The following is a 26424-nucleotide window of genomic DNA, read 5'->3' as shown; positions in this document are numbered from 1 at the left end:
CAGCGGGTGTTTCAGGGGACACGGAGCTGCTCCGTGTACACAGAACCTTGGTGAGAGCTCCCCCTCATCCGCCGCCGCCGGCCCGTCCCCTGCCTTTAGACTCCCTCCAGTGACAGGCTGCGGCCCGAGGGGCAAGATGGGGCCGGCCGTCCGAAAGATGCTGTAGGTCAGGGAGGAAGCGTCGTCGTGAGCAGCAGGCCATCCCGAGGCGCTGCTCGCCTCGCAGCCATACTCGACGCGCTGCCTGACGGGCTCGTCCTTGTCAACTGCAACGGCACGGTCGTCAACGCCAACACCATCTCCCTCGAGATGTTCGAGACCCCCGGCACGGCACTCGTCGGGCGCGGGCTGCTCGATCTGCTGCCGTCCTTCGACTCGAAACTCATCCCCGGCTCGATGCGGCGGCCCGACGCCGCCGACGAGCAGGGCCGTACCAAGCCGACCCGGATGGTCGCGCGGCGCACCGACGGCAGCGAGTTCCCCGTCGAGGTGACCAGCGCCAGCCTGGAGGACGGCCGCGAGGCGTACGACTCGTACAGCGGCGGCAGCGGCGCCGGAAGCAGCTACACCGGCGACGAACTGCTCATGCTCGTCGTGCGCGATCTGTCCGGCACGGTGGACACCGAGGCCGAACTCGCCCGCTCCCAGCGGCAGACCGAGATGATCCTGCGCGCCGCCGCCGAAGGTGTCGTCGGTACGGACACCGACGGGCGCGTCGTCCTCGTCAACCCGGCCGCCGCGCAGATCCTCGGGTTCCGCGCCAGCGACCTCGGCGGCAAGGAGCTGCACCCGCTGATCCTGCACTCGCGTGCGGACGGCGAGCCGTTCCCGTACGACGAGTCGCCGCTCGCCGACACGCTCAGGTCCGGGCGCAAGCACCGGGTCCGCGGGCAGGTGCTGTGGGCGAAGAACGGCAAGGAAGTGCCGGTCGATCTGACGACCGCGCCGGTGCGGGACGGGGAACAGCTGGTCGGAGCGGTGATGACCTTCACCGACCGGCGGCCGTACGAGGACATGGCGGAGCGGCACGCCGCGGAGATCTCCGAGCGGGACGAGAAGTACGCCACCGACATCGCCGAGCGTGACGAGAAGTACGCGACGGACATGGCCGCGCGGGACGAGAAGTACGCCACCGACCTGGCGGAACGCGACGAGCGGCACGCCGTGGAGATCGCGGACAGGACGGAGCGCCACGCGGCGGAGATCGAGGAGCGGGACGAGCGGGAGTCCGCCCTGGCGGCCCGGCACACCCAGCTGGCCGCCGTGCTCGGCGACTCGCTGCGCGGACCGCTGGACGAGCTGCGTGGTGAGCTGGGCAAGCTGGCCGCCGACCCGGCCGGTCAGCTGTGGCCGGAGGCCAACCAGATCCTGCACCACCTGGCCGCGGGCTATGCCCGGATGACCACACTGGTCGACAACGTCCTCGGCTTCCAGCGGCTGGACTCCGGCGCGGAGGAGCTGCGCAAGGGCGTCGTCCTGCTCGACTCGGTCGTGGCGGCCGGTGTCGAGGGCGCGGTCGAGCTGATCGGTCCCGGCCGGGCCCAGTTCGCGGTGCACGCCCCGCCGATAGAGGCGGAGGTCGACGGTGGCCGGCTGGCGACGGCCCTGGCCCATCTGATCGCGGACGTCGCGGGCGTCGACTCGACGGGCAAGGCCCGGGTCGTGCCGGGCGCCGGATACGTCGACTCGACGATCGTGGTCGCGGCGGCACAGCGCGGCGACGTCGTGCGGATCGAGGTACGCGGGCCGTACGCCGGGGGCGACCCGGTGCACGAGCCGATCGTCCGCGGGATCGTGACCGCCCACGGCGGCGTGCTGCAGACGCACGAGGTGCCGGGGATGAGCGGCAGCGCGTACGTGCTGGAGGTGCCGCTCGGCGACGGGGCGGGAACGGTGACGCCTCCGGCGATCCCGGCGGAGCCGGAGACCGCCCCCGCGCAGGCCACGTCCGGCGGCGGACGGCGGCGGGCGCGGCGGGCCTCCACGGACGCGTTCCTGGAGAGCCCCGTCGAACCGGAGCAGCCGTCCGGCGAGCCCTCCGGCCGGCGCCGCGCCCGTACGAATGCGGACACGGACACGGACGCACAGGCTCCCGCGAACACGGGCAGCGGCACCGACGGGGGCACCAGCGCCGGCACCGGCGCCGGCAGCGGTGGCACGGGCCGTCGTCGTGGCCGTCCGAGCCCCGCGGAGGCGGAGATGCCCGCTCTGCCTGCGCAGGGTGGTTCGGTCGTCACCGCCGCGGAGGCCGGGGCGGGCCGTCCGGCGCTGGGCGACACGGTCCCGCCGCAGGGAGTCGGCCCGGAAGCGGACGATCAGCCGGGCACCGGCCGCCGCGCCCGCCGCGGTCAGGCGGCGCTTCCCGCGCTGCCTCCGGCCGCCCCGGCACCGACGGCCACCCCGACCGCTCCTGCCGCTGCGGTGACCGACGCGTCCGGGAACGGATCCGGCTCCGCCGGCCGGCGCACCGGGCAGGGCGGTGATGTGGGCGCCGCGGCGCTGGAGCCCGCCGGTACCGGTGCGCAGCAGAGTGGGCGGCGGGCGCGGCGCGCGCTCTCGACCACCCAGGAACGGCTCAGGCCCGCCGAGGAGGCGCGGAGCGCCTTCGCGCTGCCGCCCGCCGAGGCCGACCGCGTCCCGGCGCCCGCCCCGGTTCCGGCTCCGGCCGCTGCCCCTGCTCCGGCCGCCCCCGCTCCGGTCCCGGCCGCGATCGAGGGTGACGACGGCCGCCACGACGCCGTTCACGCCGAACCGGACGCCGACCACACCCCGCCGCAGCCCCATCCCGTGGCGACCGGGCGCCGGCGTGCCCGCCCGGCCGCGGGCGAGACCTCCGGGCAGGCTCTCGGCACGATGGCCCCCGCGACTCCTGCCCCGGCCCCGGCCCCGGTCGCACCGGTCGCGCCCGAGGCCGGCGACACCGGGTCCGTGCCGCTGCCGCCCGCCGTCCCCGCGGCGGCGCAGGCCGAACCCCGCCGGGCCGCGCAGCCGCTTCCGCCCGCGCAACCCCTTCCGGCCGAGGCACCGGCAGCGCCCCCCGCACCGGCACCGGACGCCGTCGACCCCGACGCGTCACAGGGCAAGGCGTTCAGCGTGCGCACGCTCGGCCAGGGCGTGCCGTTCGCGCAGCAGATCGCGCAGCAGCAGAACCGTCAGCCGGCGGCACAGAACCAGACCCTCGGCTCCGGCCGCCGCCGCAAGCTGGGAACTCCCCCGGCGAGCGAGCGCGGCGAGCTTCAGGTGCCGGAAACGGCAGCACGGCCGCATCCGCAGCCCGCGCCCGCCCCTGCCCCCGCGCAGCCGCACCAGCGGCTCGCCGCTCCCACCGAGGGTCGTTCGTACGCGATCGGCGCCCCGGACGAGGGCGCGGAGGGGCCCGAGCCGCTCGACGGCCCCGGTGGCGCCGTGGAGGTGGCGAACCGGCCCGCGCATCTGCCCATGGACGACGAACTGCCCCCGGAGCCGCTGGACAATCCGCGCCGGCTGCTCGTCTGGCCCGCGCCGGACGTCGCCACGCAGCAGGCGCTGAGCGACCGCGGCTACCGGCCGGTGATCGTGCACTCGCGCGAGGAGGTGGACGCGCAGATCGCCGCGTTCCCGGCCGCGCTCTTCGTCGACCCGCTGACCGGGCCCATCACCCGTACCGCGCTGCAGTCGCTCCGTCAGGCCGCGGTGGCGGCCGAGGTCCCGGTGCTGCTCGCCGCCGGTCTGGGGCAGGCGACGCGCGAGGCGGCGTACGGTGCCGACCCCGCCGTCCTGCTGAAGGCCCTGGCGCCGCGCGACAGCGAGCAGCACCCGTCCCGGGTGCTGCTGATCGAGGAGCACGACGACATCGCGGCCGCGCTGCGGGCGACGCTGGAGCGGCGCGGGATGCAGGTCGCACGGGCCGCGGCCGACGCGGAAGCCGTGACCCTCGCCCAGCAGATGCGGCCGAACCTGGTGGTGATGGACCTGATGCAGGTACGCCGCCGGCGTGCCGGGATCATCGACTGGCTGCGGGCGAACGGGCAGTTGAACCGCACCCCGCTCGTCGTCTACACATCGGCCGGCCTCGACCAGGCGGAACTGCCCAAGCTGTCGTCGGGCGAGACCGTCCTCTTCCTGGCGGAGCGCTCCACGAACGCCGAGGTGCAGGACCGGATCGTGGATCTGCTCGCGAAGATCGGCACGAACTAACCGGGCTCGACGGGCGGCACGGAACGGCCCGGTACGCGTCACGCGCACCGGGCCCGGAACACCGCCGCCCGAACACAGCCGGTTCAGAACACCGCCGGATCGGAACACCGTGGGTCCGTAACGCCGCCCGCCGCTAGCGGACTTCGGTGACCTCCAGCTCACCGTCCGCGTACTGCCGGCGGATCACCTTCTTGTCGAACTTCCCGACGCTCGTCTTCGGCACCGACGGGATGATCGCCCAGCGCTCCGGCAGCTGCCACTTCGCGATCTTCCCGGCGAGGAAGTCCTTCAGCGACGCGTAGTCCGCGGTCGAGCCGTCCCTCAGCACCACCGTCGCCAGCGGTCGCTCGCCCCACTTGTCGTCCGGTACGGCGACGACGGCGGCCTCGGCCACCTCCGGGTGCGCCATCAGCGCGTTCTCCAGCTCGACGGAGGAGATCCACTCGCCGCCGGACTTGATCACGTCCTTGGCCCGGTCGGTGAGCGTGAGGAAACCGTCGGATCCGATGACGCCGACGTCACCCGTCTTCAGCCAGCCGTCCTCGCTGAACTTGTCCTCCGGCTTGAGGGGCTCGCCCACCGCGCCGCCGTAGTACGCGCCGGCGATCCACGGGCCACGCACCTCCAGCTCGCCGGCGGACTCGCCGTCCCACGGCAGGAACTCTCCACCGGGTCCGCGCAGCCTGGCCTCGACACCGGCCGGGAATCGGCCCTGGGTGAGCCGGTACGCGAACTCCGCCTCCGTGCCCACCGCATGGGCCGGCGGCCGGGCCACCGTGCCCAGCGGCGAGGTCTCGGTCATGCCCCAGGCGTGGCAGACGCGCATGCCCAGCGAGTCGAACGCCTCCATGAGCGACGGTGGGCAGGCCGAGCCACCGATGGTGACCTGCGTGAGCGAACTCACATCGCGCGGCTTGGTCATCAGCTCGGCAAGGAGGCCCTGCCAGATGGTGGGGACGGCCGCCGCATGCGTCGGCCGCTCGCTCTCGATCATCTTGGCGAGCGGGGCCGGCTGGAGGAAACGGTCCGGCATCAGCATGTTCACACCGCTCATGAGCACCGCGTGGGGCAGGCCCCAGGCGTTCACATGGAACTGCGGGACGACGACGAGGCTGGTGTCGGCGTCCGTCAGACCCATCGACTGCGCCATGTTGACCTGCATGGAGTGCAGATAGATCGAGCGGTGCGAGTAGACGACGCCCTTGGGGTCGCCGGTGGTCCCGGAGGTGTAGCACATGGAGGCGGCCGTACGCTCGTCCAGCTCCGGCCAGTCGTACGTGGCCGGCTTCCCGGCGAGCAGTTCCTCGTACTCGTGGACCTGGGCCCGCGCGCCCTGAAGCACCGACCGGTCGCCGGGGCCCGAGACCACGACGTGCTCGACCGTCGGCAGATGCGGGAGCAGCGGCGCGAGCAGCGGAAGCAGCGAGCCGTTGACGATCACGACGCGGTCGGCGGCGTGGTTGACGATGAACACCAGCTGCTCGACGGGCAGTCGCAGATTGAGCGTGTGCAGGACCGCGCCCATACAGGGGATCGCGAAGTACGCCTCGACGTGCTCGGCGTTGTTCCACATCAGGGTGGCGACCCGCTCGTCCCCGGTGACTCCGAGGTCGTCGCGCAGGGCGTGCGCCAACTGGGCCGTGCGCTCGCCGATCTCCCGGTAGCTGCGGCGCTGAGGCTCGCTTTCGCCGGTCCATGTGGTGACCTGTGAACTCCCGTGGATCGTCATCCCGTGCTTCAGGATGCGGGTCACGGTCAGTGGTACGTCCTGCATGGTGCTCAGCACGGCGTCCTCCCGGTGGGCGCGCAGCTCTTAAGGGTGTGCCGATTCTGCGCACGTACCGCGCGGTATGTCACTACCCCCGGGTAAGAAAGCTCAGCGCACCGGTGAGAGTTCCGGGTCCTCCCGGAGCTTGCCGAGCGCCCGGGACACCGCGCTCTTGACCGTGCCGACGGAGACCCCAAGCACCTCGGCGGTCTGGGCCTCGCTGAGGTCCTCGTAGTACCTCAGGACGACCATCGCCCGCTGCCGGTCCGGGAGTTTCATCACGGCACGCCACATCGCATCGTGCAGCACCTGCTGCTCGGCCGGGTCGGGCTGGGGAACCCCGGAGGGCTCGGGCAGGTCCTCGCACGCGAACTCGTCCACCTTGCGTTTGCGCCACTGCGACGTACGGGTGTTGAGCAGCGCGCGGCGGACGTAACCGTCGAGGGCACGGTGGTCCTCGATGCGCTCCCAGGCGACATAGGTCTTGGTGAGCGCGGTCTGCAGCAGGTCCTCGGCGTCGTTCGGGTTGGCGGTGAGGGAGCGGGCGGTGCGCAGCAGCACGGGCCCCCGCGCCCGTACATACGACGAGAACGACGGGTAGGAGGTCGGCGGCACGGCGGCCGTGGAGGCGGTCGTGCAGACTGGCGTGGTCATGGCTCCACGCTAGGAGCGGGGCCCGCCACGGGGATCGGCCCCAGGTCCCGAAAGCGGATCCGCCTCAGGTTGTAGGGGTGAAGCAGGCCCGACCTCCTTTGGGTGGAGGACGCATCAGCTCCGCCTCAGGGTCGGCGACCGCCCTCACGCCCGTGTGCAACGTCGTCCGCGCCGCTACGCCTCGACCGTCCGCGCCGCGCTCCCCGACCGTCCGCGCCGGCTCCTCAGCCGTCCGCGCCGAGGATCAGGGCCGAGGTCGGAACGCCCGTGCCGGCTGTGACCAGGGTCCGGGCGGCGCCGGATATCTGGTTCACGGAGGTGCCGCGCACCTGTCTGACCGCTTCCGCGATGCCGTTCATCCCGTGCAGATACGCCTCTCCCAGCTGGCCTCCATGGGTGTTGAGGGGGAGCGCGTCCGCGGCCACGAAGTCCGCCGCCTCGCCCGGCCCGCAGAAGCCGAACTCCTCCAGCTGCATCAGCACAAAAGGTGTGAAGTGGTCATAGAGGATGCCCACGTCGATGTCGCCGGGAGTCAGTCCGGAGGTCCGCCAGAGCTGCCGCGCGACCACGCCCATCTCGGGCAGTCCGGTGAGGTCGTCCCGGTAGTAGCTGGTCATCTGCTCCTGCGCCCGGCCCGCGCCCTGGGCCGCGGCGACGATCACGGCGGGTGGTCGCGGCAGGTCCCGGGCCCGCTCGACGGAGGTCACGACGAGGGCCTGGCCACCATCGGTCTCCTGGCAGCAGTCGAGCAGGCGCAGCGGCTCGACGATCCACCGCGAGGCGGCGTGATCGGCGAGGGTGATCGGCTTCCCGTGGAAGTACGCCGCGGGGTTACGGGCGGCATGGCGCCGGTCCGTCACGGCGACATGTCCGAACGCCTCGGGGGTGAGCCCGTAGGTGTGGAGATAGCGCTGGGCCGCCATGGCCACCCAGGAGGCGGGGGTCAGCAGCCCGAAGGGAAGGTTCCAGCCGAGCGCCGCACCCTCCGCCGACGGCTCCCGCTGCTGAACGCCCGAGCCGAATCTGCGCCCCGACCGTTCGTTGAACGCGCGATAGCAGACGACGACTTCGGCGACTCCGGTGGCCACCGCGAGAGCGGCCTGCTGCACCGTGGCACAGGCCGCGCCGCCGCCGTAGTGGATACGGGAGAAGAACGACAGCTCGCCCATGCCGGCCGCCTGGGCGACGGTGATCTCGGGACTGGTGTCCATGGTGAAGGTGACCATGCCGTCCACGTCGGCGGGGGAGAGACCCGCGTCGTCGAGGGCGGCCCGGACCGCTTCCACGGCCAGCTTCAGCTCGCTGCGCCCGGAGTCCTTGGAGAACTCGGTGGCCCCGATGCCGACGACCGCGGCCCGGCCACCCAGCGCGTCCGCCCTGCGCACACTCATGATCCCGCCTCCTGGGGCAGGCTCACCGTCACCGTGCCGGTCACGTGGTTCCCCAGGCCGTTGGCCCCGATGACGCGGACCAGGGCGGTGTTGCCCTCGACCTCGGTGATCGTGCCCGTCAACGTCATGGTGTCGCCCGGGTGGTTGGGGGCACCCAGCCGTATCGCGACCTTGCGGAGCACGGCCGTCGGGCCGAAGTGGTCGGTGATGAACCGCCCGACCAGACCGTTCGTCGTGAGGATGTTCATGAAGATGTCCGGGGAGCCCTTCTCCTTCGCGAGCTCGGCATCGTGGTGCACGTCCTGGTAGTCCCGTGAGGCGATGGCCCCGGCGACGATCAGGGTGCGGGTGATGGGGATGGTGAGCGGGCGCAGCTCGTCGCCTGCCTTCATGCCGCCTCCTCAGCGAGCAAGGATCCGAGTTCGTCGAGCAGTTGGGCGCCGCTGCCCAGATACGCGTCGAGCTGGCGGCCCCACAGGAAGTGCCGGTGGACCGGGTGCTCCAGGTCGGCGCCGATGCCGCCGTGCAGATGCTGGCCGGTGTGGACGACCCTTCTGCCCGCCTCGGACGCCCACCACCCGGCGGTCAGCGCATGCGTCGCGCATGGCAGCCCTTCGTCGAAGCGCCATGCTGCCTCGTACACGGTGACCCGGATCGCCTCGGTGTCCATATGGGCGTCGGCCGCGCGCAGTTGGACGGCCTGCCGGGTGGAGAGGGGCCGTCCGAACTGCTCCCGCACCGATGTGTGGGCGACGGCCCTGGCGAGCGCCCCCGCGCACACCCCGGCCTGCAATCCGGCGAAGGCGATGCGGGCGGCCACGAGCACATCCTCATAAGCTCCGCCCGCAACGGCCCTGTCAGCAGCCGCGCTCGCGGTAGTGGCCCTCTCAGAAGTGGACTCAGTAGCTGCCGTGCCGTCGACGGACCCGGCCGCACTCCGCCCGTCCGTGGCGCCCCTGTCGCCGAGCCGCTCCCCCCGCGTGCCGTCCAGGACGAGCCGGCCCGCCGCCCACGGGGCCGTGGTCTCCACGGGGACGGCCTGCGCCTGCGCCGCCCTCACCAGCCAGAGATTCCGCTCGGCGTCCGGCACCAGGACGTGGGTGGCGTCCCGCAGCCAGGGCACCCACCCGGCCGTTCCGCTCAGCCGGCCGGCGCCGTCGGCACGTATCGACCCATGACCCGGGAACGCGCCGGTCACCACGGCCGTACCGTCCCGCAGGGCCGGCAGCAGCCGGGCCCGCTGCTCCTTCGTGCCGTGCCGGTCCACCGCCAGCAGCCCGTACACACAGCTCACCGCGAGCGGCACCTGCGCGGTCGTACGGCCCTGCTCCTCCAGCAGCAGCACCAGACCGAGGAGCCCGATCTCCTCCAGCGCTCCGGTCAGCCCCGCCGCGCACAGCGCCTTCCACAACTCGGCGTCCGTCCCGGTCCCCGCGGCGGCCAGGCGCTCATGCGTGGACAGATCACCGAAGATCCGCGCGGCGAGGTCACGGGCCGCCGCCTGTCCTTCCGTGGGCGTGAAGTCCATGTCAGCCCACGCCCTCTTCCTCGGCCTCTTCCGCCGCCCGGAACACCGGCTCCTCCACGGCCCGGAACACCGGCAGCTCCAGCTCCTCGTCGACCCGCAGGAACTCCAGCCGGACGGGCATCCCGATCCGCACCTTGTCGTACGGAACCCCGACGACATTGCTGACCATCCGCACACCCTCGGCGAGCTCGATCAGCCCCACCGCGTAGGGCCCGGCGGCATCAGCGGGCCCATCGGACGAGGCGAAGGCGGGGAAGGACGGGTGATGCATCACCACATACGAGTAGACGCTTCCCTCGCCACCCGCCTCGACCGTGTCCCACTCCGGCGAACCGCACGCCACGCACCCCGGCAGCCAGGGCAGCCGCAGCTCTCCACAGCCCGCACAGCGCTGGATCAGCAGCCTGTGCTCGGCGACCCCGTCCCAGAATCCCGCGTTGTCGCGGTTGATCACCGGACGGGGCCGCCGCGGCCGCGGCTTCCGCGCAGCAGCCGGTGCGTACTTGAGGATGCGGAAGCGATGGGTGCCCGCGAGCTCGCCGTCCGCCAGGATGTCCATCCTCGTCGTGACGAAGTGCCCCGTGCCCAGCTTGGTCGTCTTGCGCGGCGACACCGATTCGATCACCGAGTCGTAGGTGATCCGGTCGCCCGGGCGCAGCGGACGCAGATACTCCTGCTCACAGTCGGTCGCCACCACCGAGGTGAACCCGGCGCCGTCGAGCAGGGCGGACAGTTCGTCGTACGCTCCCGAGCGATCGGAGTGCCCCGAGAGGCCGCCCATCGTCCACGCCTGGAGCATCGTCGGCGGGGCGATGACGTCCGGCCCCCGGTATGCCGGGTTCGCATCCCCCATCGCCTCGCACCAGTGCCTGATCATCGGCTCGTTGACGAGGTCCTTGCCGGTGCCGGCGATGTCCGCCACCCGCACCCCTTCATACGCCCTGAGCAGCTCATACAGCTCGTCCGCGCTCGCCGCTCCGGCACCCGACGCCTCCGCGCTCACCGCTTCCCCCTCCTCATGCCGAGTCGCATCGTCGCGACGATCTCCCGCTGCACCTCGCTCACACCGCCCCCGAAGGTGTTGATCTGTGCCGCACGGTTCATCCGCTCCAGCTCGCCGTCCCCCACGGCACCCGGCGAACCGGCCCTCACCAGCCCTGCCTCTCCCGTGATTTCCTGGCACATTCGATACACCTCGACGGCCGATTCGGTTCCCATGAACTTCACGCCGCTCGCGTCGCCCGGGGCCAGCCGGCCGGCCCCCACATCGCCCACCAAACGCCAGTTGAGCAGGCGCGTTGCCGCGAGCCTGGCATGCACTTCGGCGATCCTCGATCGCACCCACGGCTCGTCAACCGGACGCGCACCCGTCACCGGATCGGGGGTGCGAGCCCGCTCCAGCGCCGCCGCCGCGAAGTCCTCGGCCTGCATGCCGATCGCGGCGAGCGCGACCCGCTCATGGTTGAGCTGGCTGGTGATCAGCCCCCAGCCACCGTTCTCCTCGCCGACCAGATGCGACCCGGGGACCCGTATCCCGTCGTAGTAGGTCGCGGTCGTCGTCAGCCCGCCGACCGTCTCGATCGGCGTCCACGAGAAGCCGGGCGCGTCGCTCGGCACGAGGATGATCGAGATGCCCTGGTGCTTGGGCGCCTGCGGATCCGTACGGCAGGCGAGCCATATCCAGTCGGCGTTCTGGGCGTTGGAGGTGAAGACCTTCTGCCCGTCGACGAGCCAGTCGGCGCCGTCCCGCACCGCCTTCGTACGGAGCGAGGCGAGATCGGTACCGGCCTCGGGCTCGCTGTACCCGATCGCGAAGACGGCCTCGCCGCTCAGTATCCGCGGCAGGAAGAAGGACTTCTGGTCATCGGTCCCGTACCTCATCAGGGTCGGGCCGACCGTGTTCAGCGTGACCATGGAAACGGGCGCGCCGGCGCGGTACGCCTCGTCGAAGAAGACGAACTGCTCGTCCGCGCCGCGCCCCTGGCCTCCGTACTCGACGGGCCAGCCGAGGCCGAGCATCCCGTCGGCGCCGATGCGCCGCAGCAGGGTGCGCTGCCCCGCGGCGTCCTCGGCGGCCGGTGGTCCGTAAGGCATCAGGTCACGGAAGTACGAACGGAGTTCGGCGCGCAGTCGCTGCTGGCGCGCCGTCGGGGCGAGGTGCACGGCGGCGGCCTCCCGGAACGGCACAGGGGTGAGGATTTCTGACTGTCCGTCAGATACGACACCCCTGTCAAGGTCATGAGCGCACCCGCGCACCGGGAAAGGCGGAACCGACCCAGGAGAGGCGGAACCGGCCCGGGGAAGGCGCAACCGGGGCGGCGGGGAAACGGGAACGGCCTGCGCGACCGGTGCCGGAGCACCTCCACGCAGGCCGTTGTTCGCCCCTCACGTCACCCAGGACCCCCGAAGGGCCCGCGCCCTCACCAGAGCGGAAGGAAGGTGATCGCGATGTTCTCGTTCGACTGGTCGATCGCCGTGAACGCCGATCCGTTCACATTGGCGGTGTTGTTCTGGTTGGACGCCCCGGCGCCGGTGGCCACCTGCTGGGTGGTCGTCGAGTTGCCGAGGTTGTGGCCGCCCACGCCGCTGCCGCTGATCGTGGCCACGGACGCGTTCGATCCGTCGCCCGCGAAGGCTCCGTTGTCGGCGTGCGCCACACCGGTGAAGAGGGCGGCGGCGAGGGGCAGCGCGGCAACGGCGGCCAGAGTGCGGGCGGTACGGATGCTTGCCATGTCAATTCCTCCAGGAATGGCGAGTACACCGGAGGTGCACCGGACAAAGGCGCACCGGGAAGTTCGGAACTACGGCTGAAATCGGGGCGGTTGGCCGACCACCTCGATCGCTCCTCACGACGTCGCGAGTCCAGAGTTGCCCACCGAATCCCTGGCGAACCACCCCGGAGATGTCGATTCCCTCTCAAGCGTGAGGACATGTCGATAAACCCCCTTCCCACCCTCAGCTCCGCAGCTCAGCCGCCGTACGACCGCGAAACCCCCGCCCCCCAAGAGGAAAAGCGTTCCGGCACATTTTCGGCCAATCCCTCCCTCTTCCCTTACTCGAACAAACGTACGAACATAGAGCCATGGCCACCACCGACCGGCACAGCGCCACCCTGGCCCTCGCCCACGCTCTCTCCGCCGCCGAGCGCGGGCTCCCCGTGATCCCCCTGTCCCCCACGAAGCTCCCCGCCCTGCCCTCACCCCACCGCCACGACCCGGAGCCGGCCCACTGCCGCGGCGAGTGCGGGCTCCTCGGGCACGGCGTGTACGACGCCGCATCCGACCCCGTCGCCGTACGCGCGCTCTTCGCCGCCGCGCCCTGGGCCACCGGGTACGGCATCGCCTGCGGCCGGCCACCCCACCATCTGATCGGCATCGATCTCGACACCAAGACCGCCGCGACGGGCGGCACGGACTCGGTCGCGGCCCTGCGGCAGCTGGCACTCCAGCATCTGTTCACGGTCCCCGAGACGGTCACCGTGATCACGCCGAGCGGCGGCCGCCACCTGTGGCTGGCCGGCCCGCCGGACGTCGTCGTACCGAACTCGGCCAGCCGTCTGGCCCCCGGGATCGACGTCCGGGGAGCGGGCGGTTACCTCGTCGGACCGGGGTCGGTCTCGGCACAAGGCGCGTACCGGCTCGCACCCGGCTCGGCGGAACTCGCACCCGCGCCGTGTCCCAGCGCCCTGCTGCGACTGATCGCGCCCCCCGCACGCCCCCACCACCCCACACCCACCAGAGCCCCGCGCGGCCAGGGCCTGGTCCAGTTCGTGCTCGCCGCCCATGAAGGGCAGCGCAACACACGGTTGTTCTGGGCGGCCTGCCGGGCCTACGAGAACGGCATCGGCGAAGCCCTCGCCGACGCCCTGACGGACGCCGCCGTACGCACCGGCCTGACCGAACGCGAGGCACGCGCAACGATCGCGTCAGCGGCGCGGCTCACGGGACGATGAGGGTCTTCACGGGACGGTGAGGGCCTTCACGGGCCGACCGCACCCCGCCGCCCCAGTCCCAGCCCTCGCCCGAGGCCCCGCGCTCCCCGCCCCCTCACGCGCTCGGCCATCACGAACGTCACGCTGATCAGCAGCGCCCAGGCCCCGAACTTCGCGACCGACACCGGCTGCCAGCCGTCCAGCTGGTCCGGATAGCTCCACGCGCCGGCGTACGTCGCCGCGTTCTCGGCGACCCAGAGGAAGAACCCGATCAGGACGAAGGCGAGCGCGAGCGGCATGCGGTAACGGCGCTCGCCGACGGTGTAGCGGACCCACGTCCCGGCGGTCGCGCCCAGCATCGCCACCGCGAGCACCCACCGGGCGTCCGGCAGCCAGTGATGGCTGAAGAAGTTGACGTAGACCGCACCGGCGAGCCAGGCCATCACGGACGGCCGGTAGCCGCTCAGCCGCAGATCGAGCAGTTCCCAGGAACGACAGACGTAACTCCCCACCGCCGCGTAGAGAAACCCGCCGTACAACGGGACGCCCGCGACCTTCGTCACGGCGTCCTCCGGGTAACTCCACGACCCGAGCCGCACCTTGACCAGCTCGAAGAGCAGACCGACGAGATGGCACCCCGCGATCACCACGGTGTCCCGCGCACTGTCCCAGCCCACCCACCGCGCGACGACGGCCAGCCCGACCCCGTACAGCAGCACCAGGTCGTAGCGCGCGATGGGCAGCTCCGGCAGCAGGCCCGACACCGCGATCCCGCCGACCAGCGCGACCGCGAAGGCGCAGCATCGTGCCTGCAGCAACCCGAAGCGGACGAGCTGGCGTACCCCCTCGTAGATCTTTCCCATGCCCTGTAGACGCCAGGTACGCATCGAGCGGTTGTACGAGGTGGTGAGCTCTCTCCCGCCCCCTCTCCAGCCTTCTCTCCAGCCCTGGCACCCCGGTGACATGCCTCACAGAAGAATCACAGGAATCGAGGGCAACTGCCCGGCTTGGGCACTTTCACCCACCCTGTGAGCCGACGTCACCCGCCCCGCGCACCGGACACCTTGCTTCCTTCCCGCAGGGAGCGGTCATACGATCACCTCCACCAGTCGCGCTGCGTGAGGGAACCGCGGCGGCTGTCCTGTGCTTTCAGGCCTCAGAACTCGAACCCGTCGAACCCTCGAACCTCGAAATCGAGACCTCGGAATCGAGTCCTCGAACTCAGGCCTCGGACCCCGGAAAAGGTGCTCGTGACTATCCGCCGCATTCTGGCAACGGCCGTCGCCGCTGCCGTGACCACGCCTGCCGTCCTGCTCTGCGCCACCCCCGCGCTCGCCGACGCCAAGCCCGCCACCTCGGCCTCCTCGGCCACCGCCGAGGCCGGGCGGCCGCACGCCGACAAGCTGCGGGCAGACACACGGGCGGACAAGGTGCGTTCGGGCCGGGACGCCGGCGAGCAGCGGGCCGGCACGCCCTCCATCGAGGAGCTGGAGAAGGCCGCCGCACAGGCGCAGAAGGCGTACGACGCCGCCGTGGCCGACGAGAACGCCGCGCGCGAGGCCATGGAAGCCGCCCTCTCGAAGGACTCGCCCCTCGCCGTCGCGGAGAGGACCGCCGCGAAGGAGGCGGCCGACGCCGCCATCGCCAGGACGAACGCCGACAAGACCCTCGCGGACGCCGAGGCCGCACTAGCCGCGCTGCCCGAGACCGCCACCGCCGAGGAGCGGGCCGCCGCGGAGAAGGCGGTGGCGGACGCCGAGACCGCCGCCGAGGCCGCCGCCGCCGCCAAGATCGCCGCGGACGAGAAGGCGGCGAAGGCCGTAACGGCCCTGAACGACGCCCGCCTCTCCTCGGTGCAGGAGTGGTCCAAGGCCAACCAGGCGCTGAAGGACGCGAAGAAGGCGAAGGAGGCGGCGGACAAGGCGCTCGCCGACGCCCTGGAGGTGGAGCCCGTCCCCTGCGACGCCGAGAACAGGCTCACCACGACCCTCACCGGCCTGCCCGCCGAGGTCGTCGCCGGTTCGACCGTCGACCTCAAGCTTCGCGTGACCAACGGCACCGACCGGACCCTGGACGAGGTCTGGCCGTACGTCTACTTCCACGGAGTCGAAAAGGGCGGCTACGAGCCCATCGACGACTACATGCACCTGCAGTGGTCCTCTGCCGTACAGGACTGGACGGACGCGGGCGAGGACTACACCGCCGGTGTCGTCACCTCCCTGAAGGCCGGTGACCACGCGGAGATCAAGCTGCGCCTGAAGGTCGACGCCGAGGCGCCCGCCGCCGCCGGCGTGGCCTTCATCGCGGCCGACTACCTCAACAACGACGGCTCCTGCGGCGGTTCCCCCGACGTGGACGCGTACGACTTCGAGGTCGCCGCCGCCGGCAGCAGCCCCGCCCCGTCCGGCACGGGCACGGCGGGCGGCACGGGAACGCAGACGCAGACCGCCTCCACCCAGCCGCTGAGCACCACGACCGGCACCCTCGCCAGCACCGGCTCCTCCTCGGCCCTGCCTCAGCTGGCCGGAGCGGCAGGCGCGGCAGTGGCTCTCGGCGCCGGCGCGGTCTTCCTCGTACGCCGCCGGCAGACGCCCGCCGTGGCTTCGGCAGGCTCTGTGGGTACCCCGGGATCCGCTTCCTGACCTACGCACACGCCATCGGCGTGGGGAAGGGGGGGGCCCCCCCCCCGGGGGGGGGGCCCCCCCCCCCCCGGGCCGGGGGCCCCCCCCCCCCCCCCCCACCCCCCAACCAAGACGGCGCATCTCCCTCCCCCGCCGCGGCCCCCGCCCCGCGGGGGCGGGGGCTGGGTGTGGGGGCCCCCGGGGCGCCGCCCCCCCCCCCCCCCCCCCCCGCGGGGGGGGGGGGGGGCCGCCCCGGGGGGGGGGGGCCCCCTTCTCCCGTCCTGCGGCGCGGCGGCCCGTCGACCGTCGAACGATCCCGGCCTTCACCGGACGGACGCACCGGACAGATGTCGCCTGCGGGTGGCCGAAGACGGCGACGGGCGCCTACTGGTGGCCGAAGACGGTGACGGGCCGCGTCTGCCGTTCCCCGTCGACGATGACGTCGACGAACTCGTCATAGAAGGCCACCAGGTCCTTGATGACGCCGACGGCCGGCAGCGGATCCGGGTAGCTCCAGGCGATGCCGGGCCGAACATCGCCGCCGCCCGCCCATGACCAGTACTCGGTGGCCACACCCTTGTACGGGCAGCGGGTGCGCGTATCGGTCGGGGTGAAGAGATCGAGGCGTACGTCCTCGCGCGGAAAGTAGTAGCGGACCGGAAGGCCCGTCTCGAACAGCAGCACCGGCGTCCGCGTGTCCGCGACGACCGTGCCCTCGATCTCGACCTGGACGTGGCGGGAGCTGGGCAGCGCGTCCACGCGCTTGTGGGGATCACGAGGATGCACGAAGACCTCCTCGTCCTCCTCGTACCAGTGGTCGAGCACCTCGTGTCCGAACCAGGCGAAGCACACGTATCCGGCCAGCTCCTCGCCGGGACATTCCCAGGCGGCCGTCCGGACGATCTCGTCGCCGATCACGAGGTCGTAGTAGACCGTCGCTCCTCCGTGACGCCGCGAGGCGGGGCGTTCGAACCTCCGCAGCAGGTCCATCCGTACGTCCTCGGCCGGGAAGGCGTACAGCGGCACGGGACGTCCCGGCTCCCACAGCAGAACGGCGCGGTGGCTGTCGACGACGGTGACGTCGCCCTTCGTCCCTCGCACCCAGCGGTCAGTGGGCTCCCAGACGACGCTGTCGGCCGGATCCGGTCCGCGCCGGACCACCGGCACCGCTTCCGGGGTTTCACCTGGTGTGGTCATGACCCTCTCCTCGGGCTGTTCCGACGGGCTTCACCGCTTCCACAGCCATCACTAACCCCTCGGCAGCCGTTCGCGAACGTCCTGACCGGAAAAGGGACGGCATGCGCTCCGCCGTCGCCCGATCCGCCGGGCAGGGCCGACGGGAAACGGCCGCCGTTACGGAACCGTCGTCTCCCCGCGTGCAACTCCCTCCTCCCCTGCGCCGTCTACCAGGCGGAACTCGCACCTCGCGCAGAAGGAGTCGACAGCCGTGGGGGACATTCGCCGACGAATAGTCGTCGCACTCGGGACCACCGCCCTGGTGGCCCCGCTCACTCTGGCCATCGGGACCACGCCCGCCCAGGCCGCTTCGTGCACGACGCAGACCGGGGCGTACCAGAAGCAGGTCGAGAAGTTCCTCGGCCGCCCGGTGGACGGAAAGCAGTCGGCAGCCGACTGCAAGGCGATCCAGGCATTCCAGACGAAGCACTCGATCAGCCCGAACGCCGGGCTGGCGGGTCCGATCACCTGGGGCGTCATGGATCTCATGAACAAGCAGAAGGCGGTCGGGAAGAACCCGAACAAGGCCGGCAAGTGCCCGACGAACAAGGGCCGGATCGCCTGCGTCGACCTGACGCTCCAGCTCAGCTGGATCCAGGACGGCAGCAAGCTGGTCCACGGACCGGTCGCGGTACGCACCGGGCGCGACGGGAACGAGACCCGCACCGGTCTGAAGAAGATCTCCTGGCGCCACATCGACCACGTGTCCAGTCTGTACAACGTGCCGATGCCGTACAGCCAGTTCTTCGACGGCGGCCAGGCCTTCCACTCCGTCGGCATCAGCGTCTGGGCCCCGCCCGGCTCCCACGGCTGCGTCAACATGACCAAGACCGACGCCGCCAAGTACTGGAGCCTGCTCCGCAACGGCGACGACGTCTTCGTCTACGGCCGCAAGCCCGGCACCTGAGACCCGCGGCCCGACGCCTCGCGCGCGGTCCCGCGAGGCGTCGGCCTGCTTCTGGACGGCCACGCTTCACAACTTAACTCTCGTGGACGGCTTGATGAAAGCTGCTCGATACTGGCCGAAAACGAGCAGATAATGACTAGCGTCCGCTCGCATGAAACATATACGCACAGCAGCGGGGCTCGGTCTCACGCTGCTGTTCCTCGTGCTGGGCATCGGCGCCCAGCCCGCGCTCGCGCATGTTTCGCGCCAGCACGCTGAACTCGTCGTCTCCACCGCGGACAACGTCACCAGCGGACGTCTCATCGTCCACCGCGACCTCGTGTCGCCGGAGCACGCCGGGGCATGGGCGACCGGGCTGCTGCCGGCCGGCTGCCCGGCCACCGGCTCCGGCGTTCCCGGCGACGACGGAGGGGTCCCCGGCGGGGTCGTGATCGAGCTGGCGTGGAGCTGCCACGTCGACGCGCTCGACCTGAGCCCGCTGCTCCGGAAGGGCGGGCTGACGCAGGTCGTCGTCGAGTTCGACGGCACGGCGGTCGACGCGTCCGCCGCCGCACCGCTCGTCGACGCCAAGGGCGCGCACGCCCTGCCCGGCTTCCCGTGGCCCATCGTCGCGCTCGCGGCGGCCGCGGTCACCCTGCTCGTACTCGCCGCACTGCGACTGCCCGCCCTGCCGCGGTCATTGCGGACGGGCCGTCGGTTCCGGCTCGCCACCGCGGGTGCCGTCGCCCTGTCCTTCCTCGCTCCCCAGACGGCCCTCGCCGACGACACGGCACCGGCCACCGCCACCGTCGAGGGCACCGTCTTCAAGGACGGCAACGGCAACGGCGAGCGGGACAAGGGTGAGCGGGCCATGCCCGGCATCGACGTCACCGACGGCGCCGTGTGGACCACGACCGGCGCGGACGGCTCGTACTCCCTCGCCATCGATCCGGCCCGACGCGAGACCGACATCGTCAGCATCGTCTCGCCCGACGGCTACACACCCGCTCTGCGCAAGGACTACGTTCCCTGGTTCTTCCACAAGGTCCCGGAGACCGGCGGCGGCGGCGTCGACTTCGCGCTCGTACCGGACCGCAACGCCTCGGACCCGACCGAGACCTGGGTCATGAACTCCGACCCCGAGGTCGGCAACCGGACCGAGGCCGAGGCGGGCAAAGTGCTGCCCCAGTGGACGGGCCAGGTCCAGGCGATGTCCGAGGTCGACGGTGCCACGATGCAGATCGCGACCGGCGACCTGACGGTCACGGACTACGCGCAGGAGCCCCGCAGGCAGGGCGGGTACGACCTCTTCAGCAAGGGCCTGGAGCAGGGGCGGCTCGGCCATCCCTTCTACCCGGTCATGGGCAACCACGACTTCGGCGGCACGGCGGTCTCCCAGGGCTACGCCGGCAGCATGGAGTACTACCGCCGCAACCTCGGCCCCGAGTGGTACAGCTTCGACCGCAACGGCCGCCACATCGTCGTGCTCGAGGACAACTACGACGCGAGCGGGCTGAAGCCGCAGCTGGAGTGGCTGCGCAGGGACCTGGCCCGGCACGCGGTCGGCAAGCAGGTTCTCGTCTTCGCGCATCGCTCGCTGTTCACCCAGTGGGGCCCCGGCGCCGGCATGCAGCCGACGATCGACGAGCTGGCCAAGTACGACGTCCGGATGGTCGCCGCGGGCCACAACCAGCAGGCCGAGTTCCGCCGCGGTGCCTTCAAGCGGTCCGTGGAGATCAACAACCAGGGCACCTACGGAATCGACGGCGCCCGCCCCGACTACAAGGTCCTCGACTTCAGCGGCATCACGGACGATCCGCGCACCCGGCGCAACGAGGACACCGGCCATGTGACCGGCATCCACCGCCAGTTCGACATCGACGACGACAGCGCGCTGGTCAGCCCCGCGCGGCGCAGCGTGCACGGCTCGGCCGGCGGAGTCCCCGTCGAGGTGTACGCCGAGGACGACGGCCGCACCCCCGCCAGAGCCTCGCTGACCGTACGGGACGACCGCGGGCACGTGGTGAAGCGGACCAGCCTGGGCTTCGGCCGGGAAACCGGGCGGCCCGGCATCGAGAACTGCTACACCCCGCCGGGCGGCAGGCCCGAACCATGCCCCGACGCACGCGGGGCCTGGACCCGGGCGAGCGGCATGCTGCACGGGCTGCGGCCCGGCACGTACACCGCCAGGACGACCGTGTACGACACACGGGGCAGGGCGTTCCCCGGGCTTCCCGCGCTGGAGAGCACCTTCGACGTCGTACGGGAGACCGAACTTTCCCGGCCGAGGACCGGGCAGAACTGGCTGCGGCAGGGCGGCGACGAGGCCGGGCGGTCCTCGAGCGCCGACGAGCCGGGCTCTCGGCTCGACCTGCGATGGGCCCGGCACAGCGGCGAGCAGTTCAACCTGAACGGCTCGGTCGTCGCGGACGGCAAGGTCATCGTCTCGTCCCGCGCCTTCGACTCGCCGTACAGCATGATGCTCGCCTACGACATCAGGTCCGGGCGCGAGATCTGGCGCACCTACCTGGACGGCGACGCCGAATCGGCGCCGACGCTCCACGACGGACGCGTCTACCTGACGACCGGCGTCGGACGGATCTACGCACTGGACGTCCGGGACGGCCATGTCGCCTGGGAGTCGATCGACCGTGAGGAGCAGCACGGCGACACGGTGCGCCGCTACGGCCGGGCGGGCGGACCGGTCAGTGTCTTCGCACTCGACGGACAGGACCGCACGGTGGCCGTCTACCAGGACTGGAACACCGTCCGCTGCCGTGACGCGAGCACCGGCGCCCTGCTGCCCGGCGGCTTCGGCGCCGCCGCCTCCTGGGGCCAGTCCCACAGCACCGTGGTGCGCGAGCCCGGCTCCGACACCGCCTATCTGCACTCCTCGTCGAGCAACACGGTCATCGCCATGGACCTGACGAGCTGCAAGCAGCTGTGGTCGAAGGACACCGCGGGTGACATCGACAGCCACTCGTCGCCCGTGCTCACCGACCCCGCGTCGGGCCCGGCGAAGCTCGTCACCTTCACCGCCTACGGAGTCCGCGGACACGACGCGACGACGGGCGCGGTGACCTGGGAGTCGAAGCTGGGCGGCGGCAGCACCTGCGAGCCGGGGCGGGCCCCGCTCACCAGCCCGGCCACCCGGGGGGACATCGCCTATGTCGCGGGACGCGACGGCGTCGTACGCGCCTACGACACGAGCGCGGCCGACCCCTCGACGCCGGTGTGGGAGGCGAAGTCCGGCTATCTGGCCGGGGAGAGCCCGCGGGACGACAAATGGCGTGTCGCCATGGGGTGTTCGGAAGGCGACGGCTCGCCGACGACGCATCCCCTGGTGACCGAGAAGTACGTGTACGTGGGAACGTGGGACGGGCGACTCCTCGTCCTGGACCGAGCCGACGGCCGGCAGCTCGCCGCGTACAACCTCGGCGCGGGCGTCGCCTCCGCCCTCTCCGTCAGCGGTGACTGGCTCTTCGCCCTCACGGACGACGGCACGGTCCACGCGCTGGCCGCGCGCCGGGACTGAGGGGAAGCACCACCGTGCGATCACTCCGCACCGGGGTGCTGCTCTTCCTGGCCGCCGTCCCCGCGCTGCTGTTCGGCAGCGCGGGGACGGCGCAGGCGCACCCCTTCGGCACACCTCCCGTCGTGTCGGTCAAGGCGGCGGGCTCCTCCGCCGTGGACACGACCTGGTCCGCGCAGCAGGACGACGTCGCCATCCTGCAGAAGCGTTCCCGCGGCGATGTGACGGGCTATCTGCGCGCGCACATCGTCGTACGCCAGGACGGCGGCCCCTGCCGGGCCGACCGGGCCGACGGCATGACGCTCCACTTCGTCTGCCCACGCCCGGTGGACCGGATCACGCTGACGGTCACCGCGCTCACGGACATCAACCCCGCATACCGGACGCTGTCGGTGACCGACCTGGGCGACGGAGGGCTGCATACGGCGAAGGAACCGACGCGCGCACTCGCGCTGAGGTCCGCCGCGTCGCCGGGCGACTCGTCGTCCCAGGAGGGGAGTTGGACCGGCGATCTGACCTCACTCCTCGACCGCGGGGCGGCCCTTCCGACAGCGCTGCTCGTGGCGGCGGCCGTGGGCGCGCTGCACGCCTGCGCTCCCGGTCACGGCAAGTCGCTGGCCGCCGGGTACCTGGTGGGCGGCCGGGGCAGACCGCGGGACGCGGTATGGCTCGGGGGCATCGTCGCCGTCATGCACACGCTCTCTGTCGCCGCCCTCGCGGTCGCCTGGTGGCTGGCGGCGAAGAACGCACCGGACATGAAGGCACTGACGGGATGGCTGCAACTGGCCGCCGCGCTGGTGGTGGCGGGGGTGGGCGTAAGTCTGGTGCGACGGCATCTGCGGCACCGCGGGCACGGGCACGGGCACGAACATCGTCACGGCCACGAGCATGGTCGCGACCACGACCACGGGCACGGGCACGGCCACACCCACCACATCCCGGACGCCCACTCGCTCCTCACCTGGCGAGGTCTGGTCCTCCTGGGCGCATCCGGCGGCCTGTTGCCCTCTCCGTCCGCGTTCCTGGTCCTGCTCACCGGGCTGCTGACGGGCAAGGTCGGCAACGCCCTCGCGATGGTTGCCGCCTTCGGCGCCGGCATGGCCCTCACCCTGACGGGCGTCGGCCTGATCGTGCTACGCGGCCGCGACGCGCTGCTCGACCGCGTATCGCGTTCCTCGCTCCTGCACACCTGGACCCCGAGGATCCCCCTCCTCGCCGCCTCGGCGGTCGTGGCCGGAGGCGTGGTGGCTTCGGCACTCGCGGCGGGACAGATCCTGGCGTCGTAGGTCGTCGGGTGAGACATCTGACGACCACAGAGGGCACGGCTCCGGACAGGAGCCGGGCCCTCCGGCTTGCCGGCGACCGGGGTCTCGCCGGTCGGGGTGAGGCCGTAGGCCGAAACCTTGAGCAACTTCTGAGGCGGAATCATGGCCTCCCTCACATTGGTCGCGATTGCCTCATGATCGGATTGGCAAGGACCAAGCGGGCGCAGACCCCCTGGGCAGTCGACCTGGGGCGGGGGAAATCCGTGCCCGAACAACTAGATACGGAGCATTCCGCACATGACCAGTGCCATCTCCACCAAGCAGCCGCGTCGAGCGTTCCGCGGCACCAGCACGATGTTCGTCGCCGCCGTGACCGCCGGCGCCCTCTTCGCAACCGTTGCCGGCGCCAACGCGGCAGAGTCCTCCGCGCACCAGAGCAACGTCAGCGTCGCAGCGGCGGCGGACGAATCGGGGTTCACGCCCGCAGAGCAGGCTCAGGGTGCGGTGATCGCGAAGGGCATAGCCGAACTCGGCGTGAGCGAGGACCAGTTCGCATCCGCCCTTGAGGTCGTCCTTTCCCGGCCGACTCCCGACTCCGGAGCCATGCAGTCCCGTCTGGCTGCCCTGCCTGCCGAGCCGACCGCGCAGCAGATCGTGGAGGCGGCGTACCCGAACGACAGCGCAGCACAGTCCGCGCTGTCGCCTCTGTTCGCCAACGAAGAGGTGCGCCACACCCTCCTGGCGCAGATCGCCGGCGGGAAGAAGAACCACAAGATGGCCGCCGCCGACTGGTGGGACGAGACGAAGTTCATCGTCAAGTGCAGCGCCGCCATCGCCGCTGTGCTGATCTCCTTCGCACCGGCCGGTTCCAGCATCAAGGTGGTGCGGGCCGTCGCGCTGTTCAAGCGCTACGGCGCGAAGAAGACGGCGAACATCATCTGGCGTTTCGTGAACGGCAAGAGGGTCGGCTCGGCGGAGCGCGAGGCCGTGAAGGCGTTCATCGGCATTTCCGCCATCGCCGCAGCATGCAGCCGGTAAGGAAGACGTCATGACGATTGAGCATGTGGCTGTGGTCGCCCTGGTGGTGGAGGTGACGATCATGGTGCTGGCACGCTTCGGCACCGAGCGGCGTCACTGGATCCACCACAAGCGTGGCGGCCCCGCCCCGCTGAAGAAGGACGACATCACGCACGTCCCTGTGGTGTTGTATGCGCTCGCTGCCGTGGCCGTAGCGATTGGCGCGGTGACGACTCGCGTCGAGCTGACGCTGTCGGCCGTCGGCACGTTCGCCTTGTTCGGCATTCTCCTTCCGGCCTTCGCCGCCAACTCCGTCATGGTGCTGGCCACACGAGGCCGTCCCGGCTCGGTCGCCCGCTGGCAGCAGGGCATCGCCTGGGCGGTGGCCGTCGGCGGCGGCATGGCATCCGCCGGCCTCGTCAGCTGACAAAGACCGCGCGGGAGCACCGCTGCTTCGGCAGCCATACATGCGACGGCGCCACCCTCACCTCATGCTCGGGGAGGGTGGCGCCTTCACGTCGTCATCGAGCTCTCCGCACACTGACACAGCAACTTGCACGGGTGACACCTCAGTACGTGGCTCGGTGCCGTGCAGCTGCCGCGAAGTCGTCAGACGGCATCCCGGACCGGGATCCGCCTGAGGAAGACACCGTGGACCTCGGCTGGGCGATCCGGTGCCTGAGCCGGTTCTGTCGACTGAGCACCGATCCGCCGCTCTCGATCGAGCAGCAGTGTCGTTCCGCCGATCGCGTGTCCAAAGCCAGGTCGTGGCGACGATCTAGCCCCTGGCAGCGAGGGCGGCCACCTGTCACGATCAAGCCGTGGTCACCCTTGCAAGGATCGCGAGGCGGACGGACGTCCTCCTCACAAGAATCGCGGCGCGGATGGACATCCTCCTCCCAAGGATCGCGCGGCAGTTGGACATCTTCTTCGACCTGGTGGTCGGCCCCATCGTCGGTGCACTGATGCTGTCCGTAGGTATCGAGACCTACCGCGACGGTGGATCCGTAGGCTGGCCCATCGCGGGATCAGCTCTGTTCTTGACCAACTTGTTGGTGGCCTGGCGACGGTTCTCCCGGCTCAGGAAGCGCGTTACGTCGCCGTAGCGGCGCCAAGCCAAGTCCCTCGGTTGGCCGGCGAGTCGATCGCTCGATGCAACGGCACCCTGCCGGGTATGCCCGCGCTCACGGGCGACGGAGCGCCACTCAGCGCTGACGCCCGTCACCGAGAACCGCTCAAGCTGTGATGAAAAGGCCCAACGGCTCGCGGGTCTTGTCGCTCCACGCTTTGATCGTCAGGTCCGACGGGCTCGGCACGCCCAGCACGTCGCGCAGCGTCTGCACCAACCTGGACGTCGCGGCGTCGTACTGCGCCGCGGTGGCGGGCCAGGGCAGTTCGAGGTGCCAGTTCGTGAAGTGGGGCACGTCAGGCGGGATCCAGCCGAGCGCGACCAGCGCCGCGTGCTCCTGTTCCGGCAACGGCTGCGCGGGGATCGGTCCTGGGCCGGTGATCGCCTCGGTCAGCAGCATCCGTGGGGTCTGCGCGAACTGCACTCCGCGGTCGCCGCACAGCAGGATCACGATGTCTTCGTCGGCGAGGTCCGCCAGGTCGCGGCGCAGTCGGCCGGAGAAGTCGTTCCAGTCGTTCACAGGGCGCTCATGTCCAGGTCGTGCCGCTCTTCGAAGTACTTGCGCTCGGCCCAGTGGGCGACGACCCCCGCGGTGGTGCGGGTGATCCGCACGACGCAGTCGGGCAGGCGCCATACCTGCGAGGGCGTCTTGCCCGGGTGCGACTCCTCTGCGGGGCCGAACACCGCCTCGGCTGCGGTAAGCACCTCGACGAAGCTGTCGTTGATCGGGGCGGCGTCCTCGTCGACGGCCGGCCAGTGGCTGATCCCCGAGAACCGGATGTCGAGGTTGCGGACCTGCCCGCGGGAGATGTTGATCGTCTGCAGCGGCTTTCCGAGGTCCCACGTCGCCCTGGCGATGATCGGACCGTCCGGGACCGAGTCGACGGCGGTCCAGCCGAGGTGCGCCATGAGCGCGGGGATCTCGTCGGCTGACCAGGCCCATTGCCAGTCGCGGACGACGGTCAGGGTCGCGTGCACGGCGGCGGTGCCGGCGGTCCTGAAGTCGGTCACGGCTGCTCCTCGGGCTCGTAGCCGGTCCGGGTCGAGCGTGGCCGACTGACGCATGATCCTGCCGTCAGGCCGTCCGCGTACACAGAGAAGAGCCGCCCAACCTGATCATTGTCAGCCACACCCTTAAGGTCTTCGCGCCCCCGGCGTCCCCCACCTGACGGGACCGGCGAGTATGCGAACCGTCTACCCCCTGTGGCCTGCTCCTCACTCCGGGCCACCGCGGTTACCCGCCTGGCCGGAGGATGGCCACAGGACCGCGCCGGGACTCGGGCCTGTCCG

At 71.3% G+C, this 26424-nt stretch carries 21 protein-coding genes; 9 read left to right on the top strand and 12 right to left on the bottom strand.

Annotated features, from left to right (window positions below; all coding sequences use genetic code 11):
• Positions 1–186: 186 nt before the first annotated feature.
• Positions 187–4176 carry a PAS domain-containing protein gene (locus ACIQMR_RS07225; protein WP_401383866.1) on the top strand — a complete coding sequence of 1330 codons (3990 nt, stop codon included), beginning with the start codon at positions 187–189 and terminating at the stop codon, positions 4174–4176.
• 133 nt (positions 4177–4309) lie between these two features.
• Here ACIQMR_RS07225 and ACIQMR_RS07220 read toward each other — a convergent pair whose 3' ends face one another.
• The 8 genes from ACIQMR_RS07220 to ACIQMR_RS07185 all read right to left on the bottom strand — a co-directional run bounded on the left by ACIQMR_RS07220 (position 4310) and on the right by ACIQMR_RS07185 (position 12249).
• Positions 4310–5962 (bottom strand): long-chain fatty acid--CoA ligase, encoded by a 1653-nt coding sequence (locus tag ACIQMR_RS07220; protein WP_401383864.1) that lies wholly within the window; start codon positions 5960–5962, stop codon positions 4310–4312.
• A 90-nt stretch (positions 5963–6052) separates the two neighbouring features.
• Positions 6053–6598 carry a SigE family RNA polymerase sigma factor gene (locus ACIQMR_RS07215; protein ID WP_266380028.1) on the bottom strand — a complete coding sequence of 182 codons (546 nt, stop codon included), beginning with the start codon at positions 6596–6598 and terminating at the stop codon, positions 6053–6055.
• A 224-nt stretch (positions 6599–6822) separates the two neighbouring features.
• Positions 6823–7989: a lipid-transfer protein gene (locus ACIQMR_RS07210; protein WP_401383862.1), complete on the bottom strand. Its 1167-nt coding sequence runs from the start codon at positions 7987–7989 to the stop codon at positions 6823–6825.
• Entirely contained in the window at positions 7986–8381 is a 396-nt protein-coding gene (locus ACIQMR_RS07205) for a MaoC family dehydratase (protein WP_401383860.1), read from the bottom strand. The genes ACIQMR_RS07210 and ACIQMR_RS07205 overlap by 4 nt, the downstream gene beginning before the upstream one ends.
• Positions 8378–9517 (bottom strand): acyl-CoA dehydrogenase family protein, encoded by a 1140-nt coding sequence (locus ACIQMR_RS07200; protein ID WP_401383858.1) that lies wholly within the window; start codon positions 9515–9517, stop codon positions 8378–8380. The genes ACIQMR_RS07205 and ACIQMR_RS07200 overlap by 4 nt, the downstream gene beginning before the upstream one ends.
• 1 nt (position 9518) lies before the next feature.
• Positions 9519–10520, bottom strand: coding sequence for a bifunctional MaoC family dehydratase N-terminal/OB-fold nucleic acid binding domain-containing protein (locus tag ACIQMR_RS07195; RefSeq protein ID WP_401383856.1), 1002 nt, complete (start codon positions 10518–10520; stop codon positions 9519–9521).
• Entirely contained in the window at positions 10517–11680 is a 1164-nt protein-coding gene (locus tag ACIQMR_RS07190; protein WP_401384109.1) for an acyl-CoA dehydrogenase family protein, read from the bottom strand. Before ACIQMR_RS07190 ends, ACIQMR_RS07195 begins: the two co-directional genes overlap by 4 nt.
• A gap of 257 nt (positions 11681–11937) precedes the next feature.
• A complete protein-coding gene (locus ACIQMR_RS07185; RefSeq protein ID WP_358668442.1) occupies positions 11938–12249 on the bottom strand; it encodes a hypothetical protein in 312 nt (103 codons plus the stop codon).
• A 350-nt stretch (positions 12250–12599) separates the two neighbouring features.
• Here ACIQMR_RS07185 and ACIQMR_RS07180 point away from each other — a divergent pair, with 350 nt between their 5' ends.
• Positions 12600–13469, top strand: a complete 870-nt coding sequence (locus tag ACIQMR_RS07180) for a bifunctional DNA primase/polymerase (RefSeq protein WP_401383854.1) — start codon at positions 12600–12602, stop codon at positions 13467–13469.
• A 26-nt stretch (positions 13470–13495) separates the two neighbouring features.
• Here ACIQMR_RS07180 and ACIQMR_RS07175 read toward each other — a convergent pair whose 3' ends face one another.
• Positions 13496–14335: a DUF817 domain-containing protein gene (locus tag ACIQMR_RS07175; protein WP_401383852.1), complete on the bottom strand. Its 840-nt coding sequence runs from the start codon at positions 14333–14335 to the stop codon at positions 13496–13498.
• A gap of 363 nt (positions 14336–14698) precedes the next feature.
• Here ACIQMR_RS07175 and ACIQMR_RS07170 point away from each other — a divergent pair, with 363 nt between their 5' ends.
• On the top strand, positions 14699–16090 hold the full coding sequence (locus ACIQMR_RS07170) for an LAETG motif-containing sortase-dependent surface protein (protein ID WP_401383849.1): 1392 nt from the start codon (positions 14699–14701) through the stop codon (positions 16088–16090).
• Positions 16091–16453: 363 nt separating this feature from the next.
• On the opposite strand, the gene ACIQMR_RS07165 is transcribed toward ACIQMR_RS07170, so the two are convergent.
• Positions 16454–17266 carry a DUF427 domain-containing protein gene (locus ACIQMR_RS07165; RefSeq protein WP_401383847.1) on the bottom strand — a complete coding sequence of 271 codons (813 nt, stop codon included), beginning with the start codon at positions 17264–17266 and terminating at the stop codon, positions 16454–16456.
• A 250-nt stretch (positions 17267–17516) separates the two neighbouring features.
• Between ACIQMR_RS07165 and ACIQMR_RS07160 the strand changes: the two genes are divergently transcribed.
• The 6 genes from ACIQMR_RS07160 (at position 17517) to ACIQMR_RS07135 (ending at position 25111) form a co-directional block, all read left to right on the top strand.
• Positions 17517–18212: a L,D-transpeptidase gene (locus ACIQMR_RS07160; RefSeq protein WP_401383845.1), complete on the top strand. Its 696-nt coding sequence runs from the start codon at positions 17517–17519 to the stop codon at positions 18210–18212.
• A 151-nt stretch (positions 18213–18363) separates the two neighbouring features.
• Positions 18364–21726, top strand: a complete 3363-nt coding sequence (locus tag ACIQMR_RS07155; RefSeq protein WP_401383842.1) for a PQQ-binding-like beta-propeller repeat protein — start codon at positions 18364–18366, stop codon at positions 21724–21726.
• Positions 21727–21740: 14 nt separating this feature from the next.
• Positions 21741–23009 (top strand): hypothetical protein, encoded by a 1269-nt coding sequence (locus tag ACIQMR_RS07150; protein WP_401383840.1) that lies wholly within the window; start codon positions 21741–21743, stop codon positions 23007–23009.
• A gap of 333 nt (positions 23010–23342) precedes the next feature.
• Positions 23343–24026, top strand: coding sequence for a hypothetical protein (locus ACIQMR_RS07145; RefSeq protein ID WP_401383837.1), 684 nt, complete (start codon positions 23343–23345; stop codon positions 24024–24026).
• 10 nt (positions 24027–24036) lie between these two features.
• Positions 24037–24432: a hypothetical protein gene (locus ACIQMR_RS07140; protein WP_401383836.1), complete on the top strand. Its 396-nt coding sequence runs from the start codon at positions 24037–24039 to the stop codon at positions 24430–24432.
• Positions 24433–24826: 394 nt separating this feature from the next.
• Entirely contained in the window at positions 24827–25111 is a 285-nt protein-coding gene (locus tag ACIQMR_RS07135) for a hypothetical protein (RefSeq protein WP_401383834.1), read from the top strand.
• Between the two features lie 129 nt (positions 25112–25240).
• Here ACIQMR_RS07135 and ACIQMR_RS07130 read toward each other — a convergent pair whose 3' ends face one another.
• A complete protein-coding gene (locus ACIQMR_RS07130; RefSeq protein WP_401383831.1) occupies positions 25241–25654 on the bottom strand; it encodes a TY-Chap domain-containing protein in 414 nt (137 codons plus the stop codon).
• A complete protein-coding gene (locus ACIQMR_RS07125; protein ID WP_401383828.1) occupies positions 25651–26145 on the bottom strand; it encodes a DUF6301 family protein in 495 nt (164 codons plus the stop codon). Before ACIQMR_RS07125 ends, ACIQMR_RS07130 begins: the two co-directional genes overlap by 4 nt.
• Positions 26146–26424 lie beyond the last annotated feature (279 nt).

It is taken from the genome of Streptomyces sp. NPDC091376 (assembly GCF_044757085.1).
Classification (GTDB): domain Bacteria; phylum Actinomycetota; class Actinomycetes; order Streptomycetales; family Streptomycetaceae; genus Streptomyces; species Streptomyces pratisoli.
The sequence above is the reverse complement of the archived record's forward strand: the minus strand, read 5'-3'. Positions and strand labels throughout refer to the sequence as shown.